This window comes from Pseudomonas putida, assembly GCF_002025705.1.
GTDB lineage: Bacteria > Pseudomonadota > Gammaproteobacteria > Pseudomonadales > Pseudomonadaceae > Aquipseudomonas > Aquipseudomonas putida_J.
Genome location: NZ_CP018846.1, coordinates 4060103 through 4081937, shown reverse-complemented (window position 1 = coordinate 4081937; position 21835 = coordinate 4060103). Strand labels below are relative to the sequence as shown.

General features: G+C 65.4%; 17 protein-coding genes. All 17 read left to right on the top strand.

Annotation, left to right across the window (positions count from 1 at the left end):
• The first annotated feature begins 70 nt into the window (after positions 1 to 70).
• A complete protein-coding gene (locus BUQ73_RS18425; RefSeq protein ID WP_079229149.1) occupies positions 71 to 3652 on the top strand; it encodes a glycosyltransferase in 3582 nt (1193 codons plus the stop codon).
• A 413-nt stretch (positions 3653 to 4065) separates the two neighbouring features.
• Positions 4066 to 4839, top strand: coding sequence for a glucose-1-phosphate cytidylyltransferase (rfbF, locus tag BUQ73_RS18420; protein WP_079229148.1), 774 nt, complete (start codon positions 4066 to 4068; stop codon positions 4837 to 4839).
• On the top strand, positions 4821 to 5903 hold the full coding sequence (gene rfbG / locus BUQ73_RS18415) for a CDP-glucose 4,6-dehydratase (protein WP_079229147.1): 1083 nt from the start codon (positions 4821 to 4823) through the stop codon (positions 5901 to 5903). The genes rfbF and rfbG overlap by 19 nt, the downstream gene beginning before the upstream one ends.
• Positions 5900 to 6460 (top strand): dTDP-4-dehydrorhamnose 3,5-epimerase family protein, encoded by a 561-nt coding sequence (locus BUQ73_RS18410; protein ID WP_079229146.1) that lies wholly within the window; start codon positions 5900 to 5902, stop codon positions 6458 to 6460. The genes rfbG and BUQ73_RS18410 overlap by 4 nt, the downstream gene beginning before the upstream one ends.
• Positions 6457 to 7680: a class I SAM-dependent methyltransferase gene (locus BUQ73_RS18405; RefSeq protein ID WP_079229145.1), complete on the top strand. Its 1224-nt coding sequence runs from the start codon at positions 6457 to 6459 to the stop codon at positions 7678 to 7680. The genes BUQ73_RS18410 and BUQ73_RS18405 overlap by 4 nt, the downstream gene beginning before the upstream one ends.
• A 5-nt stretch (positions 7681 to 7685) precedes the next feature.
• Positions 7686 to 8546, top strand: a complete 861-nt coding sequence (locus BUQ73_RS18400; protein ID WP_192858725.1) for an NAD-dependent epimerase/dehydratase family protein — start codon at positions 7686 to 7688, stop codon at positions 8544 to 8546.
• Positions 8536 to 9630 (top strand): class I SAM-dependent methyltransferase, encoded by a 1095-nt coding sequence (locus BUQ73_RS18395; protein ID WP_079229143.1) that lies wholly within the window; start codon positions 8536 to 8538, stop codon positions 9628 to 9630. Before BUQ73_RS18400 ends, BUQ73_RS18395 begins: the two co-directional genes overlap by 11 nt.
• A complete protein-coding gene (locus tag BUQ73_RS18390; RefSeq protein WP_079229142.1) occupies positions 9627 to 10361 on the top strand; it encodes a cephalosporin hydroxylase family protein in 735 nt (244 codons plus the stop codon). Before BUQ73_RS18395 ends, BUQ73_RS18390 begins: the two co-directional genes overlap by 4 nt.
• 55 nt (positions 10362 to 10416) lie before the next feature.
• On the top strand, positions 10417 to 13320 hold the full coding sequence (locus BUQ73_RS18385; protein WP_079229141.1) for a TIGR00180 family glycosyltransferase: 2904 nt from the start codon (positions 10417 to 10419) through the stop codon (positions 13318 to 13320).
• A 219-nt stretch (positions 13321 to 13539) separates the two neighbouring features.
• Positions 13540 to 14697 carry a UDP-4-amino-4,6-dideoxy-N-acetyl-beta-L-altrosamine transaminase gene (gene pseC / locus BUQ73_RS18380; protein WP_079229140.1) on the top strand — a complete coding sequence of 386 codons (1158 nt, stop codon included), beginning with the start codon at positions 13540 to 13542 and terminating at the stop codon, positions 14695 to 14697.
• Positions 14694 to 15419 carry a pseudaminic acid cytidylyltransferase gene (gene pseF / locus BUQ73_RS18375; protein WP_079229139.1) on the top strand — a complete coding sequence of 242 codons (726 nt, stop codon included), beginning with the start codon at positions 14694 to 14696 and terminating at the stop codon, positions 15417 to 15419. Before pseC ends, pseF begins: the two co-directional genes overlap by 4 nt.
• Positions 15416 to 16891 (top strand): UDP-2,4-diacetamido-2,4,6-trideoxy-beta-L-altropyranose hydrolase, encoded by a 1476-nt coding sequence (gene pseG / locus BUQ73_RS18370; RefSeq protein WP_079229138.1) that lies wholly within the window; start codon positions 15416 to 15418, stop codon positions 16889 to 16891. Before pseF ends, pseG begins: the two co-directional genes overlap by 4 nt.
• 3 nt (positions 16892 to 16894) lie before the next feature.
• A complete protein-coding gene (gene pseI, locus BUQ73_RS18365; protein ID WP_079229137.1) occupies positions 16895 to 17947 on the top strand; it encodes a pseudaminic acid synthase in 1053 nt (350 codons plus the stop codon).
• Between the two features lie 280 nt (positions 17948 to 18227).
• Positions 18228 to 19172 (top strand): ketoacyl-ACP synthase III, encoded by a 945-nt coding sequence (locus tag BUQ73_RS18360; RefSeq protein WP_027921168.1) that lies wholly within the window; start codon positions 18228 to 18230, stop codon positions 19170 to 19172.
• A gap of 53 nt (positions 19173 to 19225) precedes the next feature.
• Entirely contained in the window at positions 19226 to 20518 is a 1293-nt protein-coding gene (locus tag BUQ73_RS18355; protein WP_079229136.1) for a motility associated factor glycosyltransferase family protein, read from the top strand.
• On the top strand, positions 20515 to 20763 hold the full coding sequence (locus BUQ73_RS18350; RefSeq protein WP_079229135.1) for a hypothetical protein: 249 nt from the start codon (positions 20515 to 20517) through the stop codon (positions 20761 to 20763). The genes BUQ73_RS18355 and BUQ73_RS18350 overlap by 4 nt, the downstream gene beginning before the upstream one ends.
• Before the next feature lie 217 nt (positions 20764 to 20980).
• Positions 20981 to 21835, top strand: coding sequence for a flagellin domain-containing protein (locus BUQ73_RS18345; RefSeq protein WP_060485920.1), 855 nt, complete (start codon positions 20981 to 20983; stop codon positions 21833 to 21835).

Sequence of the window (21835 nt, the reverse complement as noted above, 5' to 3'; positions counted from 1 at the left end):
TGCGTTGTTCCAACCTGGTAGCGACTGTTCTGAATTCTCCGCGGGCAGTCACCTGTCGAGAGATTTCCTCGTGAGCCAAGCCCCCCTAGTCAGCCTTGTCATCCCCGCCAGCAACCCTGAGTTCTTCCGTGCCGCCCTGGCCGGTGCCCTGGCGCAGGACTACGACAACCTCGAAGTCATCGTCTGCGACGACAGCCGGGGCCCGCAGATCGAGGCGGTGGTCGAGGAGCTGCGCAGCCTGGCCCGTCACCCGTTGATGTATGTGCGCAACCCACAGCCGCTGGGCTTTGCCGGCAACCTGCAGCAGGGGCTTGAACAAAGCCAGGGGCACTACATCAAGTTCCTCTGCGACGATGACCGGCTGATGGCCGATTGCGTTTCCAGCCAGGTGCGGCTGTTCGAGGCCCATGGCGATGTCAGCCTGGTCGCGGCCAGGCGCCAGTTGGTGGATGCCGAGGACCACATCCTGCCGCAACGCCTTGAGACCAGCCCGGTCACCTTTGGCGATACCCTGTTCAACGGCGACGACTTGCTGGATTTCTTCGAGACCCGCCAGCTCAATTTCATCGGCGGGCTCAGCAGCGTGCTGCTGCGCGCCAGCGACCTGCGCGAGCTGCTGCCGGCGCTGGCCCCAGGCTTTGTGGCCATGCTCGATTTCGTGCTGTTCGTGTGCCTGCTGCGACGTGGCCACCTGGGGGTGACTGCCGGGGTGCACTGCATGGAGCGGATTCATCCCGACCAGTTGCGTCGTCAAAGCGAGGTCAAGGCGGCAGCGGCCGGCGAGGCGCAATACCTGCGTGACATGTTCGCGGCCCGCGTCGCCGAGCGCGAGCCGTTCTCCGGCTGGGTGCGTGTGCAGATCCTGCATGGCGATGGGCGTGACACCGGGCGCAAGTGGGAGAACCTGTTCCTGGTCCATACCCTGCGCTGCCTGCAGGCGATCCAGGAGTCCCATGTCGGCAGCGACAGCGACAGTTTTGCCGAGCTGTACGCCAAGTGGCTGGCCTGTCGCCAGGACCCTTTGGTGTTGGCGCGGCTGATGCGGCTGAGCGAGCACTGGCCGCAGCGCCCGCGCATCGTGCCGGTGGTGATCGACAGCGACGGCGATGCCCAGGCCCTGCAAGTGACCCTGGACAGCATTGCCGGCCAGGCCTATGCCGCCGAGGCGACCCTGGTGCTGTCCAGCGCGCGCCTGGCCGCCAACCTGGAAGGCCGCGTCGACAGCCAGCCCTTGCAGGCCGACTGGGCCGCGCAACTGAACACCTTGGTCGCGCAGCGCGATGGCGCCGACTGGGTCTACCTGCTGCGTGCCGGTGACCGGCTCAATGCCTTCAGCCTGATGTTGCTGGCCGAGCGGATCGTGTCGCGCCCGCAGATCGCCTGCTGCTACGGTGACGAAGGTGGCCTGCGCGACGAAGAATCGGTGGAGCCGGTGTTCAAGCCCGACTTCAACCTCGACCTGATGCGCGGCTACCCCTACACCGGCCGCATGCTGGCGTTTTCCTGCGAGGCTTTGCACACGTTGGGCGGTTTCGCTGCCGGCTACCGCGAGCTGGCGCCCCACGACCTGCTTTGGCGCCTGGTTGAAAGCCGCGGCCCGCAGACTATCGAGCACATCCCGGAAGTGCTGGGCGAAAGTGCATTCAGCTATGCCGCCTGGCTGTCCTCGCCGGCGGTGATCGAGGAAAACCCGCAGGTACTGGCGGCACACCTGGCACGTCTGGGTGTGGCTTATCGGCTGCAGAACAGCGGCGGGGCGATCAACCAGGTTCGCTATCTGCACGCCTCGCAACCACTGGTGAGCCTGGTGCTCAGTGCCCAGGACCAGCTACCGGCGCTGGAGCGCTGCCTGGAAAGCGTGCTGCAGAACACGGCCTACGCCCATTACGAAGTGCTGATCGTCGACAATGCCAGCCAGGGTGCGGATACCCACGCCTGGCTGGCTGCCCTTGAACAATTGGGCGGCGACAAGTTGCGGGTGCTGAGGCTGGACCAGGAAAGCAGCTTCGCCGCCGTGCAGAACCTGGCCGCGCAGCAGGCCCGGGGCGAGTACCTGCTGATGCTCAGCCCGTTCGCCCTGGCCACCGAGCCCGACTGGCTCGACGCCCTGCTCAGCCATGGCCAGCGCCATGAAGTCGGCGCAGTTGGCGCCAAGCTGTGCAATGGCCATGGCCTGATCGTCCATGCTGGCGGCGTACTGGGCCTGCGGGGCGCCGTGGGCTCGCCGTTTGTCGGTGAGCCGATGGAGGCGGGCGGCTACATGCAGCGACTGCAGGTGGCGCAGAATTATTCGGTGGTCGGTGCCGACTGCCTGCTGGTGCGCAAGCAACTGTTCCTGGAGCTGGGCGGGCTCGACGACGGTGTCTTCAGCCTTGCCTTCAGCGATGTCGACCTGGGCCTGCGCCTGGGCGAGGCAGGTTACCTGGTGGTGTGGGCGCCCGATGCCCGTCTGATCCTCGACCCGCCAGCGGCGCCAGCGCCTGATCCGCAGCGCGAGGCCGAGCGCCAGGCGCGGCTGGTGGAGCAGCATGATGCCTTCTTCCGTACCTGGATGCCGGTGGTGGCGCGTGACCCGGCCTATAACATCAACCTGTCGCTGAACGGTTCCAGCTTCTGCCTGGATCCTGGCCTCAAGGCCGCCTGGACGCCATTCGTCAGCCGGCCGTTGCCCCACGTGCTGGCCTTGCCGATGAACAAGACCGCCGTCGGCCATTATCGGGTGATCCAGCCGGTGGTGGAGCTGGAGAAGGCAGGCTGGGTCACTCAGCAACAGTACTTCGAGATTCCCACCAGCATCGAGCTGGAGCGCTGCTCGCCGGACGTGGCGATTCTGCAGGGGCGTTATACCGAGGGCTTCGTCAAGGAGATCGAGCGGCTCAAGACCTTCTCCAAGGGCTTCTGCATCTACGAGCTGGACGACTACGTGATCGACGTGCCGAAGAAGAACGGCCACCTCAAGCACACGCCAAAGGATCTGGAGCGGTCGCTGCGCCGGGGGATCGAGCGCTGCGACCGGCTGGTGGTCTCGACCCAGGCCCTGGCCGATGCCCTGCATGACGCCCACAGCGATATCCGGGTGATGCCGAACATGCTGGCCGAGGAGCTCTGGACCAGTTTGCGCAGCCAGCGCCGGACCTCGCGCAAGCCGCGGGTCGGCTGGGGCGGTGGCACCAGCCACACCGGTGACCTGGAAGTGATTGCCGAGGTGGTCAAGACCTTGGCCAACGAGGTCGAATGGGTGTTCTTCGGCATGTGCCCGCCGGCATTGCGGCCCTACATCAGCGAGTTCCATCCGCCGGTGCCGCTGGAGCTGTACCCGGCCAAGCTGGCCAGCCTGAACCTGGACCTGGCCCTGGCGCCGCTGGAATATCACATCTTCAACGACTGCAAGAGCAACCTGCGCTTGCTGGAGTACGGGGCCTGCGGCTACCCGGTGATCGTCACCGACACCCGTGCCTATGAAGGCTACCTGCCGTGCACGCGGATCAAGACCAACAGCACGGCGGAGTGGCTGGAGGCGATTCGCATGCACCTGGCCGACCCGGACGAAAGCTATCGTCTCGGTGACCGCTTGAAGCAGGAAGTGCTGCGGGACTACGTGCTGCGCGAAGAGCATGTGCAGCACTGGTACAGCGGCTGGATGCCGAGCTGATTGGGGTCTGACTTTGGTTGTGTGGTGCCTGTGAGATTGAGCGCCGCCCGCGCGGCGCATCGCGGATAAATCCGCTCCTACATTTGTTGCAACGTGCCGAACCTGACAGGCCATGGTTGCCAGCCTTGGTGCATGCCTCAAGGCATGTGAGGCGGCATCAATGCCCACCTCGAAATCCCGTCATGCCAACAAGGCTGACAACCATGGCCTCACAGGCATGGCCACGTTGCAATAAATGTAGGAGCGGATTTATCCGCGATGCGCCGCGCGGGCGGCGCTCGATCTCCCAGGCGCCACATAATTCACGCCAAACAAAATCACCAGCTGGCGCGTTTCCTGCAAGCCCCCTGTCATATCGCCATAAATCGTGCAGTCACACGATCCGTGGCCGGTGACGAACAAGAGGGGACAACATGAAGGCGGTAATTCTGGCCGGTGGACTGGGCACGCGTATCAGCGAGGAGTCCCATCTCAAGCCCAAGCCCATGATCGAGATCGGCGGAAAGCCAATTCTCTGGCACATCATGAAGCAGTACTCGGCCCACGGCATCCATGACTTCGTGATCTGCCTGGGCTACAAGGGCTACGCGATCAAGGATTTCTTCGCCAACTACTTCCTGCACACCTCCGACGTCACCTTCGACATGCGCGCCAACCGCATGGACGTGCACCAGAACTACAGCGAGCCATGGCGTGTCACGCTGGTCGACACCGGTGAAGAAACCATGACTGGCGGCCGCCTGCGCCGTGCCGCGCGCTACCTTGAGGGCGAAAAAGCCTTCTGCTTCACCTACGGCGACGGCGTCTCGGACCTGAATATCGGCGCCTTGGTGGACTTCCACCAGGCCCATGGCAAGCTCGCCACGGTGACCGCCGTGCAGCCCCCGGGGCGCTACGGCGCACTGGAGCGCGACGGTGAGCAGGTGCGCGGCTTCGTCGAAAAACCCCGTGGCGATGGCGGCTGGATCAACGGCGGCTTCTTCGTGCTGTCGCCCAAGGTGATCGACTACATCGACGACGACCAGACTTCCTGGGAGTCCGAACCGCTCGCCCGGCTGGCCGCAGCGGCGCAGCTCAATGCCTTCCAGCATGACGGCTTCTGGCACCCGATGGACACGCTGCGCGACAAGAACCACCTGGAGCACCTGTGGCAAAGCGGGGAGGCCCCATGGAAGCAATGGGACTGAGCCCGGCATTCTGGCAGGGCAAGCGTGTCTTGCTGACCGGCCACACGGGCTTCAAGGGCAGCTGGCTGGCCCTCTGGCTGCGTGAACTGGGCGCGCAGGTCACAGGCTTTGCCCTGGACCCGGGAACCGAGCCCAGCCTGTTCGAGCTGGCCCAGGTCGGCCGCGAGATCACCGATGTGCGCGGCGACCTGCGAGACCTTGGCGCGCTGCTCGACACCGTGGCCGAGGCACAGCCTGAAATCGTCCTGCACCTGGCGGCGCAGCCGCTGGTGCGCGAAGCCTATCGCGACCCGCTGGGTACCTACTCCAGCAATGTCATGGGCACCCTTCACCTGCTGGAGGCCATGCGCCAGGTCGGTGGCGTGCGGGCCTGCGTGCTGGTGACCACCGACAAGGTCTATGCCAACCAGGAATGGCCTTGGCCTTACCGCGAGAACGAAGCCCTCGGCGGGCATGACCCGTACAGCAGCAGCAAGGCTTGCTGCGAGCTGCTGGCGCAGTCCTATGCCGCGTCGTTCTTCCCGGCGGACAAACACGCCGAACACGGCCTGGCGCTGGCGACTGCACGCGCAGGCAATGTGCTGGGCGGTGGCGACTTCGCGGCCGATCGGCTGATCCCGGACGTACTCAAGGCCTGGTCGGCGGGTACGCCTGTGACCCTGCGCTACCCCCAGGCCGTGCGCCCCTGGCAGCACGCCCTGGAGCCGCTGGCCGGTTACCTGCAACTGGCCGAACGCTTGTATCGCCAAGGCCCGGCTTACGCGGGTGCCTGGAACTTCGGGCCCGCTGAGCAGGACATGTGCAGCGTTGGCGAGGTGGTGGCGCATCTCGCCCGCCAGTGGCCGCAAGCACCGGGCATGCACGTGGAACCGAGCGAGCTGCATGAGGCCGGCCTGCTGCGCCTGGACAGCTCGCGTGCGCGACAGCTGCTGGGCTGGCGCACGCGCTGGTCGCTGCACGATTGCCTAAAGCACACCCTGGACTGGCACCTGGCCTGGCAGCGCGGCGACAACATGCGTGCCGTCACCCTTGACCAGTTGAACCTGTACGCGGAGTTGTCGTGACTGATCTGCTGCTGCACGCCTTGCCCCTCGACGGTCTGTTCAGTGTCCAGCACAAGCGCCACGGCGATGCCCGCGGCCAGTTCGCCCGGCTGTTCTGCGAAACCAGCCTGGGCGCACTGGGGGCGCCGTTCCATGTGCGCCAGATCAACCATTCGCATACGGTCGGGCAGGGCAGCGTGCGCGGCCTGCACTACCAGCTCGGCGATGCGCCGGAAGCCAAGCTGATCACCTGCCTGCGCGGTGAAGTCTGGGATGTGGCAGTAGACCTGCGCCAGGGGTCGCCGACCTTCCTGCACTGGCATGCCGAGCATCTGCAGGCCGGGGATGGGCGTAGCCTGTTGATCCCGGCTGGCTTCGCCCATGGTTTTCAGGTGTTGAGCGACGAAGCCGAACTGCTTTACCTGCACAGTGCCGACTATGCCCCGGGCCGCGAGGGCGGGCTGTCGGTGCACGACCCGAGGCTGGCCATCAGCTGGCCGCTGGCTGTCAAGAATCTGTCAGCCCGGGATGCCGAGCATCCCTGGCTGGCCCCATCGTTCACCGGAGTGTGTCCATGAATTGCCGTGGCTGTGGTACCTGCCTGAGCCTGCCCCTGATCGACCTGGGCACCGCGCCGCCGTCCAATGCCTACCTGCGCGCCGAGCAACTGGGCGCGGCCGAGGCCTGGGTGCCGCTGAAGGTCGCGGTGTGCGAGCAGTGCTGGTTGGTACAGACCGAGGACTACACCCGCGCCGATGCGCTGTTCGATGCCGACTACGCCTATTTCAGTTCCTACTCAAGCTCCTGGCTGGCCCATGCCCGCGACTACGTGGCGCAGATGGTCGAGCGCTTCGGCCTGACCACGCAGAGCCGGGTGGTGGAGATCGCCGCCAACGATGGCTACTTGCTGCAGTACGTTGCCGAGCGCGGCATCCCATGCCTGGGCGTGGAGCCCACCCGCAGCACCGCCCAGGCGGCGCGGGAAAAGGGGCTCGAAATCCGCGAAGTGTTCTTCGGCCAGCAGGTGGCCGAGGCGCTGGCGGGCGAGGGCTGGTCGGCCGACCTGATGGCGGCCAACAACGTGCTGGCCCACGTGCCGGACATCAATGACTTCCTGCGCGGCTTCGCCACCCTGCTCAAGGCCGATGGCGTCGCCACGTTCGAATTCCCGCACCTGCTCTGCCTGATGGCCGCGCATCAGTTCGATACCCTGTACCACGAGCACTACTCCTACCTGTCGCTGACTGCGGTGAACACCCTGTGCCAGCGCAACGGCCTGGAGATCTTCGATGTCAGTGAGCTGCCGACCCATGGCGGCTCGCTGCGGGTGTTCGTGCAGCGCGCTGGCGGCCCGCAGGTGCGCCGCGCCAGTGTCGATGACCTGCTCGGCATCGAGCTGGGGGTAGGGGTGACCACGGCGGCGTTCTACAACACCCTGGCGCCCGCCGCCGAACGCATCAAGCACCAGCTGCTGCGCTTCCTGCTGCAGGCCAAGGCCGAAGGCAAGCGCGTGGTCGGCTACGGCGCGGCGGCCAAGGGCAACACCTTGTTCAACTATGCCGGGGTCAAGCCTGACCTGCTGGCCTGGGTGGCCGACGCCAACCCGCACAAACAGGGCAAGTTCCTGCCGGGCAGCCGTATTCCGGTGGTGGCCCCGGAGCGGTTGGCCATCGAACAGCCCGATTACGTGCTGGTGTTGCCGTGGAACCTGCTTCAGGAGGTCAGCCAGCAGCAGGCGCAGGTGCGTGAGTGGGGCGGGCGATTCGTGATTGCCGTGCCGGAGCTGACCATCCTGTGAGCAGCCTGACCGTGCTGGTTACCGGAGCCAGCGGTTTTGTCGGCCGGCACCTGGTCGGCGCGCTGCTGGCGCGCGGCCACCGGGTGCGTGCCGTTGCGCGCCGCGTGGATGCTGCGCGGGCGATGCCGTGGTTCGACCAGGTCGAGTTCGTCGGCGCCGATGTGCATGACCCGCAGCTGGACGTCGGCGCGCTGTGCGAAGGTGTCGATGCGCTGGTGCACCTGGCCTGGCCCGGCTTGCCCAACTATCAGGGGTTATTCCACTTCGAACACAACCTGATGGCCGACTACGGGTTCATCCAGCGTGTGGTGCAAGCCGGGGTTGCCCGGGTGCAGGTTACCGGTACCTGCCTGGAATACGGCCTGCAGGATGGCGCGCTGGGCGAGTCGCTGGTCTGCCAGCCGGGCAACCCCTACGGCCTGGCCAAGCACAGCCTGCGCCAGTTCCTCGAAAGCCTGGCCCGGCAGCAGCCATTTGCCTTGCAATGGGTGCGGCTGTTCTACCTGTTCGGTGAAGGCCAGAACCCCAACAGCCTGCTGGCGGCGCTGGACCGGGCCATCGATGCAGGGCAGCCACGCTTCGACATGTCGGGCGGGGAGCAGTTGCGCGATTTCCTGCCCATCGAAACGGCCGTTGGTTACCTGGCCGACTTGCTTGAGCGGACTGATTTCAGCGGTGTGGTCAATTGCTGCAGCGGTCAGCCGATAGCAGTACGTACGCTGGTCGAGGCGCATGTCGCCAAGCGCGGCGCGCAGATCGCGCTGAACCTGGGGCATTACCCCTATCCGGCCCACGAACCCATGGCGTTCTGGGGTGATGCCCGCCGGCTGCGGGCACTGTTGGGAGTGGCTTGTGATGAAGCATGAGTTATACCGCGCCACCGGCTTGCCGGTGCTGCAGAACCGCACCTTCGCCGATGCGGCGTCGGCGCGCGCCTCGGCCAGTGCCGACATGCGCCTGGTGCAGGATGGCCGCACGGGCCTGGTCTACAACGACGCCTTCGATGCCGACAAGCTCAGCTACGACAGCGACTACCAGAACGAGCAGGGCCACTCGGTGCGCTTCCAGCGCCACCTGGACGACGTCGAAGGCGTGATCGCCCGCCACTTCAAGGGCCGTAGCCTGATCGAGGTCGGTTGCGGCAAGGGCTGGTTCTTCGAGCTGCTGCGCGAGCGTGGCTATGCCGTCACTGGCATCGACCCGGCCTATGAAGGTGACAGCCCGGATGTGGTCAAGGCGCCGTTCACCCGCGCGCTCAATCGCCGGGCCGAGGGCATCGTGCTGCGCCATGTGCTTGAGCACATTCAGGACCCGCAGGCGTTCCTGGCCGCCATCGCCGACGCCAACGGCGGGGCTGGGCAGATCTACATCGAAGTGCCGTGCCTGGACTGGATCATCGAGCACAAGGCCTGGTTCGACCTGTTCTACGAGCACGTCAACTACTTCCGCCTGGACGACCTGCGCCGGCTGTTTGGCACGGTCGCCGAGGCCGGGCACCTGTTCGATGGCCAGTACCTGTACATCGTCGCCGACCTCGCCAGCCTGCGCACCACGCTGCAGCCGGTGCCGCCACTGACCCTGCCAGCCGACTTCAGCGCCAGCCTGGACCACGCCGTGGGCATCGTGCAGCGCGACGCCGGGCGCGGTTCGGCGATCTGGGGGGCCTCGTCCAAAGGCGTGATCTATTCGCTGTTCCTGCAACGCGCCGGCGCACCGGTGGACTGGGTGATCGACATCAACCCGGCCAAGCAGGGCCGTTATCTGCCGCTCAGCGGCGCCCGGGTGAGCTCGCCTCAGGAGGCGCTGGACGCCTTGCCGGACGGCGCGCACCTGTTCGTGATGAATTCCAACTACCTCGATGAAATCCGCCGCATGACCGCAGGCCGCTTCACTTACCACGCCGTCGACAGCGCTGATTTCACACACCTGCCAACCGAGACCGCACAATGACCGACTCGCCGATCAAGGCCTTCGAAGCCGAATGCACCGCGCAAATCGCCGCCCAGGGTGAAGACCAGGCGCTGCAGCAAGTGGCCCGCGACTTCTTCAACCAGTCCGCCGCGCACAAGTACACCTACCACTTCTCCTGGATGGGCCGGCCGATCATTCAGTTGCCCCAGGACATGATGGCGATGCAGGAGATCGTCTGGCAGGTCAAGCCAGACCTGATCATCGAGTGCGGCATCGCCCACGGCGGTTCGATCCTCTACTACGCCTCCTTGCTGGAACTGCAGGGCCACGGCGAGGTGCTGGGCATCGACATCGACATCCGCCCGCACAACCGTGAGGCCATCGAGGCGCACCCGATGAGCAAGCGCGTGCGCATGATCGAAGGTTCCAGCATCGACGCCGGCATCGCCGCGCAGGTCCGGGCAATTGCCGAAGGCAAGAAGGTCATCCTGGTGCTCGACTCCAACCACACCCATGAGCACGTGCTCAAGGAGCTGGAACTGTACGCGCCGCTGGTGGCGGTGGGCAGCTACTGCGTGGTGATGGACACCGTGGTCGAGGACATGCCGGCCGACTTCTTCCCCGATCGCCCGTGGGGCCATGGCGACAACCCCAAGACCGCGGTCTGGGAGTACCTCAAGGGCAACGACAGCTTCGAGATCGACTACCAGTTGCAGAACAAGCTGCTGGTCACTGTGGCTCCGGACGGCTACCTGCGCCGGGTTCGCTGAGACACTCAACAACGGTTCGATTTCTTCGGCGGCAACGCCAATGGTGGTGAAGACTATGCAAGGCAATTTCGCGGCAGACCAGGCAGCCACGCTGCGTGAGCGGTTCACGCTGGTATTGATGACGCACAACCGGCCGGCGTTCCTGCAGCGCACGCTGCAGTACTACAGCGACTACCCGTGCTCGATCCTCGTGCTGGACTCCTCGACCGAGTCGGCCGAGGCGATGGCAGCGCAGTACCCGGGCGTCGAGTACCTGCACCTGCCGCAGTTTTCCTACATGGGCTTCCAGGCCAAGCTGACCTATGGCGTGAACCGGGTAAGCACGCCGTACATGGCCTTTGCCGCCGATGACGACTTCCTGCTGTTCGACGGGCTGAACCAGTCGCTGGACTTCCTCGACGCCAACCCGGATTACGGCATCTGCCATGGCTACTGCCTGAACTACCTAGCTGAAGCCACCAAGGTCAACTATTACCGGCGCAACAAGAAGGTCCGCGAAGACTACGACGCCCCGCGCGCCGAACAGCGCCTGCTGGATTACATGGGCGAATTCCTCCCGCCGTTTTTTGCCGTCACCCGTACCGCGCTGCTGCGCCAGTGGTTCGAGTTGCTGCCAGAGAACACCAGCTTCGAGTGGCAGGAAATCGGCCATGCCTACTTCCTGCTGACCAACGCCAAGGCGCGGGTCCTGCCGATCGCCTATGCCGTGCGTGAAACCAACTACGGTGTTTCCGAGCACCAGACCGAGGTCATTCATGTGCTGGCCTTCACCGACGCCAAGTCGGTGGCCGAGCGTGAACAGTTCGCCGACTTCCTCGCCGGCCTGCCTACCGCTATCGAGGGGCTGGACCATGCGGCGCGGCGCCAGCTGGCCCTGGACAGCTTTGCTGCCATGGCCGAAGGCCTGTTCCAGGGCCGGGCGGTGACCCTGGACCTGGTCTGGGGGTCAAGCTGGGCCGACCCGCTGAAGCCGCCAGTGCGCACCTTCGAGCCGACCCAGTATGTCGAGCTGCCTTTCTACAACCAGGCGTTCTTCGATCAGCTCACGGCGTTCGAATTTCTGATTCATGCCATGCCGGCCGGTCGCCTGCAGTTGCAGCAACTGGAGCCTCTGCTGCTGCGCCAGGAGCAACTGTTGCAAGCGCATGCCAGCGACACACCGGGCACCGTCGGCAGCCGCCTTTGGGCTGCCCTGGGGCATAACGCCTTCAACCGCGAGGTGGTGCGTCGCCTGGCCGGGCACCTGCGCGACAACGGCGAAGCCGATGAGAGCGAGGCGCTGTTCGCCTGGCTGGCGCGCCTGGAAGCTGTGCTGAAGCAGAGCGGCCGCGAGCTGCTCGGCAGCATGCCTTCAGGCCGCCTGCTCGACTGGCTGGAGGCGCGCAAGCCGGATGCCACGGCACTGGCCGCGATCGACGAACACCTGGCGCTGCACCAGGGCGGCCCGCAGTTCGGTATCCTGCTGCTGGACCTGAACAACAACCAGGCCGCGTTGCAGGACACGTTCGACAGCCTGCTGGCCGGGCTGAGCAAGGCCTTCCGGATCATGGTCTTCACCACCGGTGAGCCGCCGATGGCCACCTCGCTGCACAACACGCTGCATTTCATCAAGGTCAGCCGCGAGGACTATGTCGAGCGCATCAACCAGCTCGCCCGGCAGTCCTCTTGCGAATGGCTGCTGCTGGCCGAGGCTGGTGACCGTTTCACTGCAACCGGCCTGTTGCGCGCCAGCCTTGAACTGCTCAACGCACCGGATTGCCGTGCGGTCGCGGTCGACGAGATCCAGCAGCAGGCTGATGGCGCCTGGCGTGAGCTGTTGCGTCCGGGGGTCAACCTCGACCTGCTGCAGACCAACCCCGCGCTGATGGCGCGGCATTGGTTGCTGCGTCGGGAAGTGCTGGTGGAGGCGGGCGGTTTCGACAAGCAGTACGACCAGGCGCTGGAGTTCGACCTGCTGCTGCGCCTGATCGAGGCTGGCGGCCTCAATGGCCTGGCTCACCTCGACGAGCCAGTGCTGATCACGCCGGCACCGCAAGCCTCGGCCAGCGAGCATGCCCGCCAGGCCCTGATCCGGCACCTGGCGAGCCGTGGTTACAAGGCCCAGGTCAGTACCCCGGTGGCCGGTACCTTGCGTATCGACTACCGGCACGTCGAGCGGCCGTTGGTGAGCATCCTGCTGCGCAGCCAGGACAACCTGGACGCACTGCAGCGCTGCCTGAAGAGCATCCTGCAGCGCACCCGCTATGCCCGCTACGAGGTGCTGATCGCTGACAACGCCAGCCAGTCGCCGCAGTTGCTGGAATGGCTGGCGCAACAGCAGCAGGCGGGCGGCAAGGTGCGCGTGCTGCAAAGCGCCGAGCGCCTCAGCCCGGCTGCACTGTGCAACGCTGCCAGTGCCGAGGCCAAGGGCGACTACCTGGTGTTGCTGGCGGCGGATGCCGAAGTGGTCAACGCCAACTGGATCGAGGCGCTGCTGAACCAGGCGCAGCGCCCGGAGGTGGGCGTGGTCGGCGGCAAGCTGCTGGATGCTGAAGGCAAACTCACCCAGGCCGGCTTGCTGCTGGATGCCGAAGGCGCAGTCACGCCAGCCTGCGCCGGTGAAGCGGCCAATGCGCTGGGTTACCTGAACCGGTTGGCTGTGGAGCAGAACCGTGCGGCGGTATCGGCCAGCTGCCTGATGGTTCGCAACGAGGTGTTCCAGGCCCTTGGTGGCCTGGACGAAACCACCTTTGCCCAGGCCTTCGGCGATGTCGACCTGTGCCTGAAAGCAGCTGCAGCTGGCTTGCTGACGGTCTGGACACCGCAGGTGCAGGTGATCCACCCCGGCGAGGTGGCCGCAGACCCGGCGCTGCTGGCGGCGCTGAGCGCCAAATGGTCGGCGCAGTGGCAGGGGGCGGCCCAGCACCAGGTGCTGGCCCCTGCCAAGGCGGCGCTGGACTGGGTCGGCCTGATCGGCTGAAAACGGCGGGTTGCGGGGCTGGCCTGTATCTTGCTTCGGGCAGGGATACAACGCGCGCGAGTCAGAAATTTGTAGGCTGCGCGCTGGCCTGACCCTGCAACCGGGCGCCGTCGTCAGTCGATGGCGCCGCCCCTAGGATCGACGCATGTTCGACGACAAGTCCATTTTCACCTCCTGCCCCAGGGGCCAGCTACCCATCCTGCACACAGGGATGCTGGCGTGATTCCATATGCCCGGCAGAGCATCGATCAGTCCGACATCAGCGCGGTCGTCGAGGTGTTGCAGTCCGACTGGTTGACCCAGGGGCCGTTGGTCGAGCGCTTCGAGCAGGCGATTGCCCAGCGCTGTGGCGCAGGCCATGCAGTGGCAATCTGCAACGCCACCGCCGGCCTGCACCTGGCTTGCCTGGCCGCGGGGCTGGGTAGCGGGGACTGGTTGTGGACATCCCCAATCAGTTTCGTGGCATCGGCGAACTGTGGTCGTTACTGCGGGGCCAGCGTCGATTTCGTCGACATCGACCCGCATACCTGGGCCATCGACGCCGCAGCGCTGGCACTGAAACTCGAACAGGCTGCCCGGCAAGGGCGCTTGCCCAAGGTGGTGGTTGCCGTGGCATTCGCCGGGCAAAGCGCCGATATGCGTGCGATCAAAGCGCTGGCCCGCCAGTATGGCTTCACCTTGATCGAGGACGCTGCCCATGCGGTCGGCGCGCGCTATGCGGGAGTGGCAGTCGGCAGCGGCGAGTTCGCCGACATGACGGTGTTCAGCTTTCACCCGGTAAAAATCATCACTTCGGCTGAAGGCGGCATGGTCCTCACCAACCGTGCCGATCTGGCCCAGCGCCTGCGCCTGTTACGTGGCCACGGGGTGACCCGGGACAGTGGCCAGATGACTGAAGAGAGCCATGGCGCCTGGTACTACCAGCAGCTCGAGCTGGGCTTCAACTACCGCATCACCGATCTGCAGGCTGCCCTGGGGCTTTCCCAGTTGGCGCGGCTGGATGATTTCCTTGTTCGTCGTCAAGCACTGGCGGCCCGTTACCAGCAGTTGCTCGCGGGCCTGCCGGTGAGCGTACAGGCACCCCAGGCGGAGGCCGAATCCGCCTGGCACCTGTTCGTGGTGCGCCTGCAGGGCGATCACCTGCAGCGCTCGCACCGGGAGGTTTTCGACGGGATGCGGGCGGCGGGGGTCGGAGTCAATCTGCATTACATCCCCATTCACTTGCAGCCCTATTATCGCGAGCTGGGTTTCAAGCCCGGGGACTTCCCGCAGGCAGAGGCCTACTACGCAGGCGCACTGAGCCTGCCGATGTACCCAGGCCTGAGCGACGCCCAGCAGGATCATGTGGTCGACAGCCTGCGCGGGCTGCTCACATGAATGAACGCAGGGAAATCAACGTCGCGATCATTCCGGCCCGTGGCGGCAGCAAACGCATTCCGAGCAAGAACCTCAAGAGCTTTGCCGGGCTGCCGATCATTGCCCACTCGATTCGCGTGGCACTCGCCAGTGGCTTGTTCGACCAGGTAGTGGTCAGTACGGATGATGCGGATATCGCGGCGGTAGCCAGGGAGCATGGCGCGCTGGTGCCGTTTCGTCGGCCCGCGCACCTGGCCGACGACCATGCGACCACCCATGCAGTGGTCAGCCATGCCCTGGAGGTACTGACCAGCCAGGGCCAGGTGCTGACCCATGCCTGTTGCATCTATGCCACTGCGCCTTTCCTGCAGCAGCGCTTCCTGCATGAGGGGTTGGCACTGTTGCGCCAGCACCCGGGACGCGCTTTCGCCTTTTCGGTGAGTGGTTTCGGCTTCCCGGTCCAGCGGGCGCTGACACTGGATGCCGAGGGCGCGCTGGTGCCGCTCAATCCGCAGTATCGCGAGACCCGCTCGCAAGACCTGGCGCCGGCCTATCAGGATGCCGGCCAGTTCTACTGGGGGCGGGTAGAGGCCTGGTTGCAGAACGAGGTGCTCTACTCCGAGCGCAGCTTGCCAGTGATCATCCCCCGGCATCTGGTGCAGGACATCGACACCGAAGACGACTGGCTGCGCGCGCAATACCTGTACGCAGCGCTCAAGGCAGGAGGGGAGCTGGAGTCATGAAGGTGCTGTTGCGGGCTGACGCGTCTTCAACCATCGGTATCGGCCACACGGCGCGTTGCCTGACCTTGGCCCAGGCGCTGCGTGCACAGGGGGCGCAGGTCAGCTTTGCCTGCTGCCTGCTAGACGGCCACCGCCGAGCGGCCATTGAACAGGAAGGCTTCGAGGTCTTTGCCTGGCCGCAGCCTGAGCAAGCGCCGGGCATCGAGGGCTGGGCGGCGGACATTGCCGCGCTGCGCAACGCGTTGCCGGCAGGCGCTGGGTTCGACTGGCTGGTTGTCGATCATTACGCCCTGGATGCGCGCTGGGAGCAGGCTGCCCGGGCATTCGCCAGGCGTATCGCGGTCATCGATGACCTGGCCGACCGCGATCACGCAGCCGACCTGCTGCTGGATCAGAATTTCGGCGCCAGCGAGGCGCGCTACGCGCCGCGGCTGACCGCGGCCTGTCGGCGCTTGCTGGGGCCACGTTACGCGCTGGTCCGGCCGGCGTTCCAGCGGCCGGCGATTACGCCGCCACAGCAGGCGCGGCGGGTGCTGGTCAGCTTTGGCGGTTTCGACGTGGCAGGCATGCTGCCGCGAACCTTGCAGGCACTGGCCGGGCTGGAGGGGCTGCAGGTGACCTGTGTCGCCGGGCTCGGCAACGCCCAGCACGAGGTGTTGAGCCAGTTATGCGCCGGGCGGGCAGGCTGGGAGCTGCATGACTATGTCGATGACCTGCCGGCGCGGATGGCGGCGGCGGATTTGTTCATCGGCGCAGCTGGCGGCACCACCTGGGAGCGCGCCGCGCTGGGCTTGCCGAGCCTGTGCGTGAGCGTGGCGGACAACCAGCAGGCCGCTGCCCAGGCCATGGCCCGGGCGGGCATGCACCTCTATCTGGGCGATGCCGGGCAGGTCGATGTGCCGGCGCTGCGCCAGGCGATCGCCTTGCTGCTGGGCAACCAGGCGTTGCGTCAGAGCTTCGCCGAACGCAGCCGGGCGCTGGTCGATGGCCGCGGTGCACAGCGGGTGGCGGTAGCCCTGCTGGGCGAGCACCTGAAGCTGCGCCCGGCCCGCAGTGAAGACGCACGGCTGTTGTTCGAGGGGCGCGACGCGCCCGAAGTGCGCCGCCGATCGCAGCAGGGGCAAGCGCTGCAGTGGCCCGAGCATCAAGCCTGGCTGGCCGCGACCCTGGCCGACCGGCAGCGGCTGCTGCTGATCGCCGAAACCGGCGACGGGGCGGTCGGCAGCGTGCGCTACGACCGCTTGCCAGGCCAGCGTGCGCGGGTGTCGCTGTACCTCTTTGCGGGGCGCTTCGGCCTCGGCTGGGGCAGGGCACTGCTCGCCCGTGGCGAGGCCTGCGCGCGTCAACGATGGCCGGACCTGCAGGCGATCGAGGCCCAGGTGTTGCCAGACAATCAGGCATCATTGCAATTATTCGCGAATGCCGGCTACGTGCAGTCGCCGTGCTCGTTCGAGCGGGTTTTCCAGGAGTAGCCCATGCACAGTTTCACTATCGGCCACCGCCTCGTCGGCGCGGACCAGCCCCCCCTGGTGATCGCGGAGATGAGCGGCAATCACAACCAATCGCTGGCGCGCGCCCTGCAGATCGTCGAAGCGGCCGCTGCTGCAGGTGCCCATGCACTGAAGCTGCAAACCTACACCGCCGACACCATGACCCTGGACCTGGCCCATGGCGAGTTCTTCATTGCCGACCCGGATAGCCTCTGGCAGGGCTCGTCGCTGTACGCGCTTTACCAACAGGCCCATACCCCGTGGGAATGGCACCAACCGCTCTTCGAGCGTGCCCGCGAGCTGGGCATGCTGGCGTTTTCCACGCCGTTCGACGAAACCTCGGTGGACTTCCTCGAAAGCCTGGATGTGCCGGCCTACAAGATCGCCAGCTTCGAGAACACCGACCTGCCGCTGATCCGCAAGGTGGCGGCCACCGGCAAGCCGCTGATCATCTCCACCGGCATGGCCAGCCTGGCGGAACTCGAGCGTACCGTTCAGGTGGCGCGGGAGGCGGGGTGTCGCGACCTGGTGCTGCTCAAGTGCACCAGCACCTACCCGGCGAGCCCGCACAACAGCAACGTGTCGACCATCCCGCACATGCGCGAGCTGTTCGGTTGCCAGGTCGGGCTGTCGGATCACTCGCTGGGTGTTGGCGTAGCTGTGGCGGCGGTGGCCTTGGGGGCCACGGTAGTGGAAAAACATTTCACGCTGGATCGCAGCGAGGGGGGCGTGGATGCGGCGTTCTCCCTGGAGCCCGGGGAAATGGCCGCACTGGTGCAGGAAACCGAGCGCGGCTGGCAGGCGCTGGGGCGGGTGTTTTACGGCGCAACCGAGGCCGAGCAGGCTTCGCGGCGCTTCCGGCGCTCGCTGTATGTGGTGCGCGACATGGCCGCAGGCGAGGCTTTCGACCGCAGTAATGTGCGCGCCATTCGCCCGGGCCTGGGGCTGGCGCCGGGGCATCTCGACGCAGTGCTTGGGCGCAAGGCGCGGCAACCGCTCAAGCGTGGCACGGCACTGGACTGGTCGCTGCTCGACTGAAGCACGCCCCGGCCGGGGCTTGTTTGCCTGAATGCGCGAGCGCGCCAGCGCAAAGTCGAGGTGACGCACCCAGGCAAAATATGCGATTGTCTGGAAATATTCGTGACCTATCGGTCAGAGCGGGCATCTCCCTCTGTAACCGTTAATGGGGCAGGCGCGCCAATCGTCGCTTGCCTGCCCCGCCTGCTGCCCGGTCCACCCGGCAGCAGAGCCCGTTATTCTGGCGCTGCTCGAGTCATCCGGGCGGCGGTATTGAGCTGTTATTTTTTGGGAAGCCATGATGATCGGCATTAAAAGCATCGCGAGCTATGTGCCCGCTTCCGGCCTGGACAACTATGTGCAAGGCGCGAAATTCGGCAAGGACGAAGAGTTCATGTTCGGCAAGATCGGCGCGAGCTTCCTGCCACGCAAAGACGATGAGCAGGAAACGTCCGATCTGTGCGTGGAGGCGGTCAACAACCTGTTCGCTGCCAACCCGCAACTCAAGCGTGAGTCGATCGATGCGCTGATCGTCGTTACCCAGAATGGCGACGAGGAAGGCTTGCCGCACACCGCTGCCATCGTCCAGCACAAGCTCGGCCTGCCGACCCACGTTGCGGCCTTCGACATCTCCCTGGGTTGCTCTGGCTACGTCTATGGCATCTATGCGCTCAAGGGCTTCATGGAGGCCGCAGGCCTGAAGAATGGCCTGCTGGTGACGGCTGACCCGTATTCCAAGATCGTCAACCCGGAAGACCGCAACACCACCATGCTGTTCGGCGACGCCGCCACCGCCACCTGGATGGGTGAGGATGCCACCTGGCAGCTGGGCAAGTCGAAGTTCGGTACCGACGGCTCGGGTGCACCGCACCTGAAGGTGACCGATGGCGAGTTCTACATGAACGGTCGTCAGGTGTTCAACTTTGCCCTGATCAAGGTGCCGGCGCACCTGCATGAGCTGCTGGCCGAGTCGGGCCTGGAGAACAAGGACATCGACGCCTTCTGCATCCACCAGGGCAGCGCGGCGATCGTCGATGCCGTGGCGCGGCGCTTCGAGGAAGACCCGGAAAAATCCCAGGCCGACAAGTTCGTCAAAGACATGCTGGAGACCGGCAACACGGTATCTTCCAGTGTTCCGCTGCTGCTGCAGAAGCATATGTTCGACGGCAGCTGGAAGCGTGTGGCCATCAGCGGCTTCGGGGTTGGCCTGTCGTGGGGTTCGGCGATTCTCTACAAGGCTGAATAACCGCCGCCTTTAGGTTAACCTTCGGTGTTTCGCAGGCAAGGGAAGCTCAACCCATGAGCGAGGTTTTCCAGCGTAACACCGAAGTGCTGCAGCGCCGCTGGCCGGCGCTGCTGGAGCGCCTGCAGGGCGTGGCAGGCGAGGCTCTGGAGGCCGAGCTGGTGGAGGGCCTGGGGTCGACCCTGAGCGTATCCGGCATCCAGCTCACCAGCCGCCACGACCGGCTCGCCGAGGCGCGTTTGCAGGCGCAAAGCCTGCCAGCCGACAGTCCCACCCTTCATCTCTATGGCGCTGGCCTGGGCGATCTGCAGCGCGTGCTGCTGGAGCGGCCAGGGCTTGCCCGGCTGCGGGTGTACCTACTCAATGGCGCCTTGTTCCAGCTGGTGCTGCAACTGCTCGATCAGTCCGACTGGCTGGCCGACCCCCGGGTCGAGCTGGCCTGTGCCGGCGACAGCGGTGAAATTGCCCTGCCGTTCTTCGCCTTGCCCTCGGAGCTGGTGCTGGCCGATGACTTCAATGCGAAGATCCGCGACCGGCTGATCAGTGAAGCGCACCTGGCCGACAACAACCGCGCCTTCGATGTGGCCGACCCGCGCCTGCAGCAACTGCTTGAAGACAGCTTGCCGCTGCTGCGTCAGGATCCTGATGTGGCTGCACTGTTCGCTACCCAGGCGGGGCGTGACTGCTACGTGATCGCCACGGGGCCGAGCCTGGCCGGGCATCTGCCGGCCCTGGCAAGGGTTCGTGCGCAGGCCGTGCGGCCGTTGTTCATCTGCGTCGATACTGCCTACCTGCCTCTGCTGCGCGCCGGAATCCAGCCGGACATCGTGGTCAGCGTCGACCACAAGATCCGCATCCACCACTTGCCGCCAGACGCTTCGGCGGCAACTGCCCTGGTGTACATGCCGATGCTGGATGTCGAGCTGGTCGGTAACTGGCGCGGGCCGCGCTACAGCGCCTATTCCGCCAGCCCCCTGTACGCCGCGGTGCGTGAAGCGATACCGCGTGCGGAATTGTTCGTGGGCGGCAGCGTGATTCACCCGGCGACGGACCTGGCGGTGAAAATGGGGGCGAGCAGCATCACCCTGTTCGGTGCCGATTTCGCCTTCCCGGGCGACCGCACCCACACCGGCTGGGACGATGGCGTGCTTGGCCCGGCAGTTTCCGCTGCGCGCCACTGGGTGCTGGATGGCAATGGCCAGCGTGTGCGTACCCAGCTGAATTTCCGTGGCTACCTGATCGAGCTGGAGCGCTTCATCGCGCAGCATCCCGAGGTGCGCTTCCATAACACCAGCCGGGCTGGCGCGTTTATCGCCGGCACCACCTACGACCCGGAGTTCTGCCCATGAATGCTGCCAGGCACTGTACTGCGGCCCGCGAATGCGCGGCGCTGTTCCGTCTGGGGCGGGATGTGGAAGGGGCGCTGCGCATGGTCGAGCTGTTCGACGGAGTGTTGCCGCTGGTCGAGCCCCAGGCGGGGGCGGTAGTCCTGCAGGCCATGCTCGATGCGCAGCAGCGCCAGGACTGGCTGGCGCTGGCCGACTACCTCGAATACGAGTTGCTGCACCTGATCGAGCGAGGCCCTTCGCGCTGAAATGTGATCCATATCACATATTGCCTGCGGCCGTCGCGCCGCAAGGCAGGGCTGCAAGGCCCGATTTACAAGGGGTGGCGCCGTGATGGCATTTTTTTTTGGAAAACCCCTAAAGCAACGTGCAAACCCGACGATAACCATTACGAAGGTTCTCTAGGCCACACCCGGCGGATGCCAGGGCCGGAAGCCGCAGTATCCATCCAACGAGGAATTCGTCATGGCATTAACCGTAAACACCAACACCACTTCGCTGGGCGTGCAGAAGAACCTGAACAAAGCTTCCGACTCGCTGAGCACCTCGATGACCCGCCTGTCTTCCGGCCTGCGCATCAACAGCGCCAAGGACGACGCCGCTGGCCAGCAGATCGCCAACAAGCTGCAGACCATGGTCACCGGTACCACCGTTGCGATCAAAAACGCCAACGACGGTAACTCGATCACCCAGACCGCTGAAGGCGCGCTGTCGGAAATCACCAACATCCTGCAGCGTATGCGTGAGCTGGCTCTGCAAGCACGTAACGACTCCAACGGCACTACTGAACGCGCTGCTCTGAACAAAGAGTTCGCGGCCAAGTCCGACGAGATCACCCGTATCGCTTCGTCGACCACCTACGGCACCAGCAAGCAGCTGCTGAACGGCACCGCTGGCACCATGGAGTTCCAGGTTGGCGCGATGACTGGCACCAGCCAGATCCTGAGCGTTAGCATGACTTCGTCCTTCGCCGCTTCGACCCTGGCTGTCGGCACCGGCACCCTGGCAATCTCGGGTACTTCGGACTCCGCAGTTCACACCGCTGTTGACGGCGCTCTGACCGCCATCGACGCCGCCCTGCAAACCGTTGACAACAAGAAGTCGGACCTGGGTGCTATCCAGAACCGCTTCCAGTCGACCATCAACAACCTGCAGAGCATGAACGAGAACTCGGCTGCCGCCATGGGCCGTGTTCAGGACACCGACTTCGCCGCAGAAACCGCTCAGCTGACCAAGCAGCAGACCCTGCAGCAAGCTTCGACCGCAGTTCTGGCCCAGGCCAACCAGCTGCCATCCGCCGTACTGAAACTGCTTCAGTAA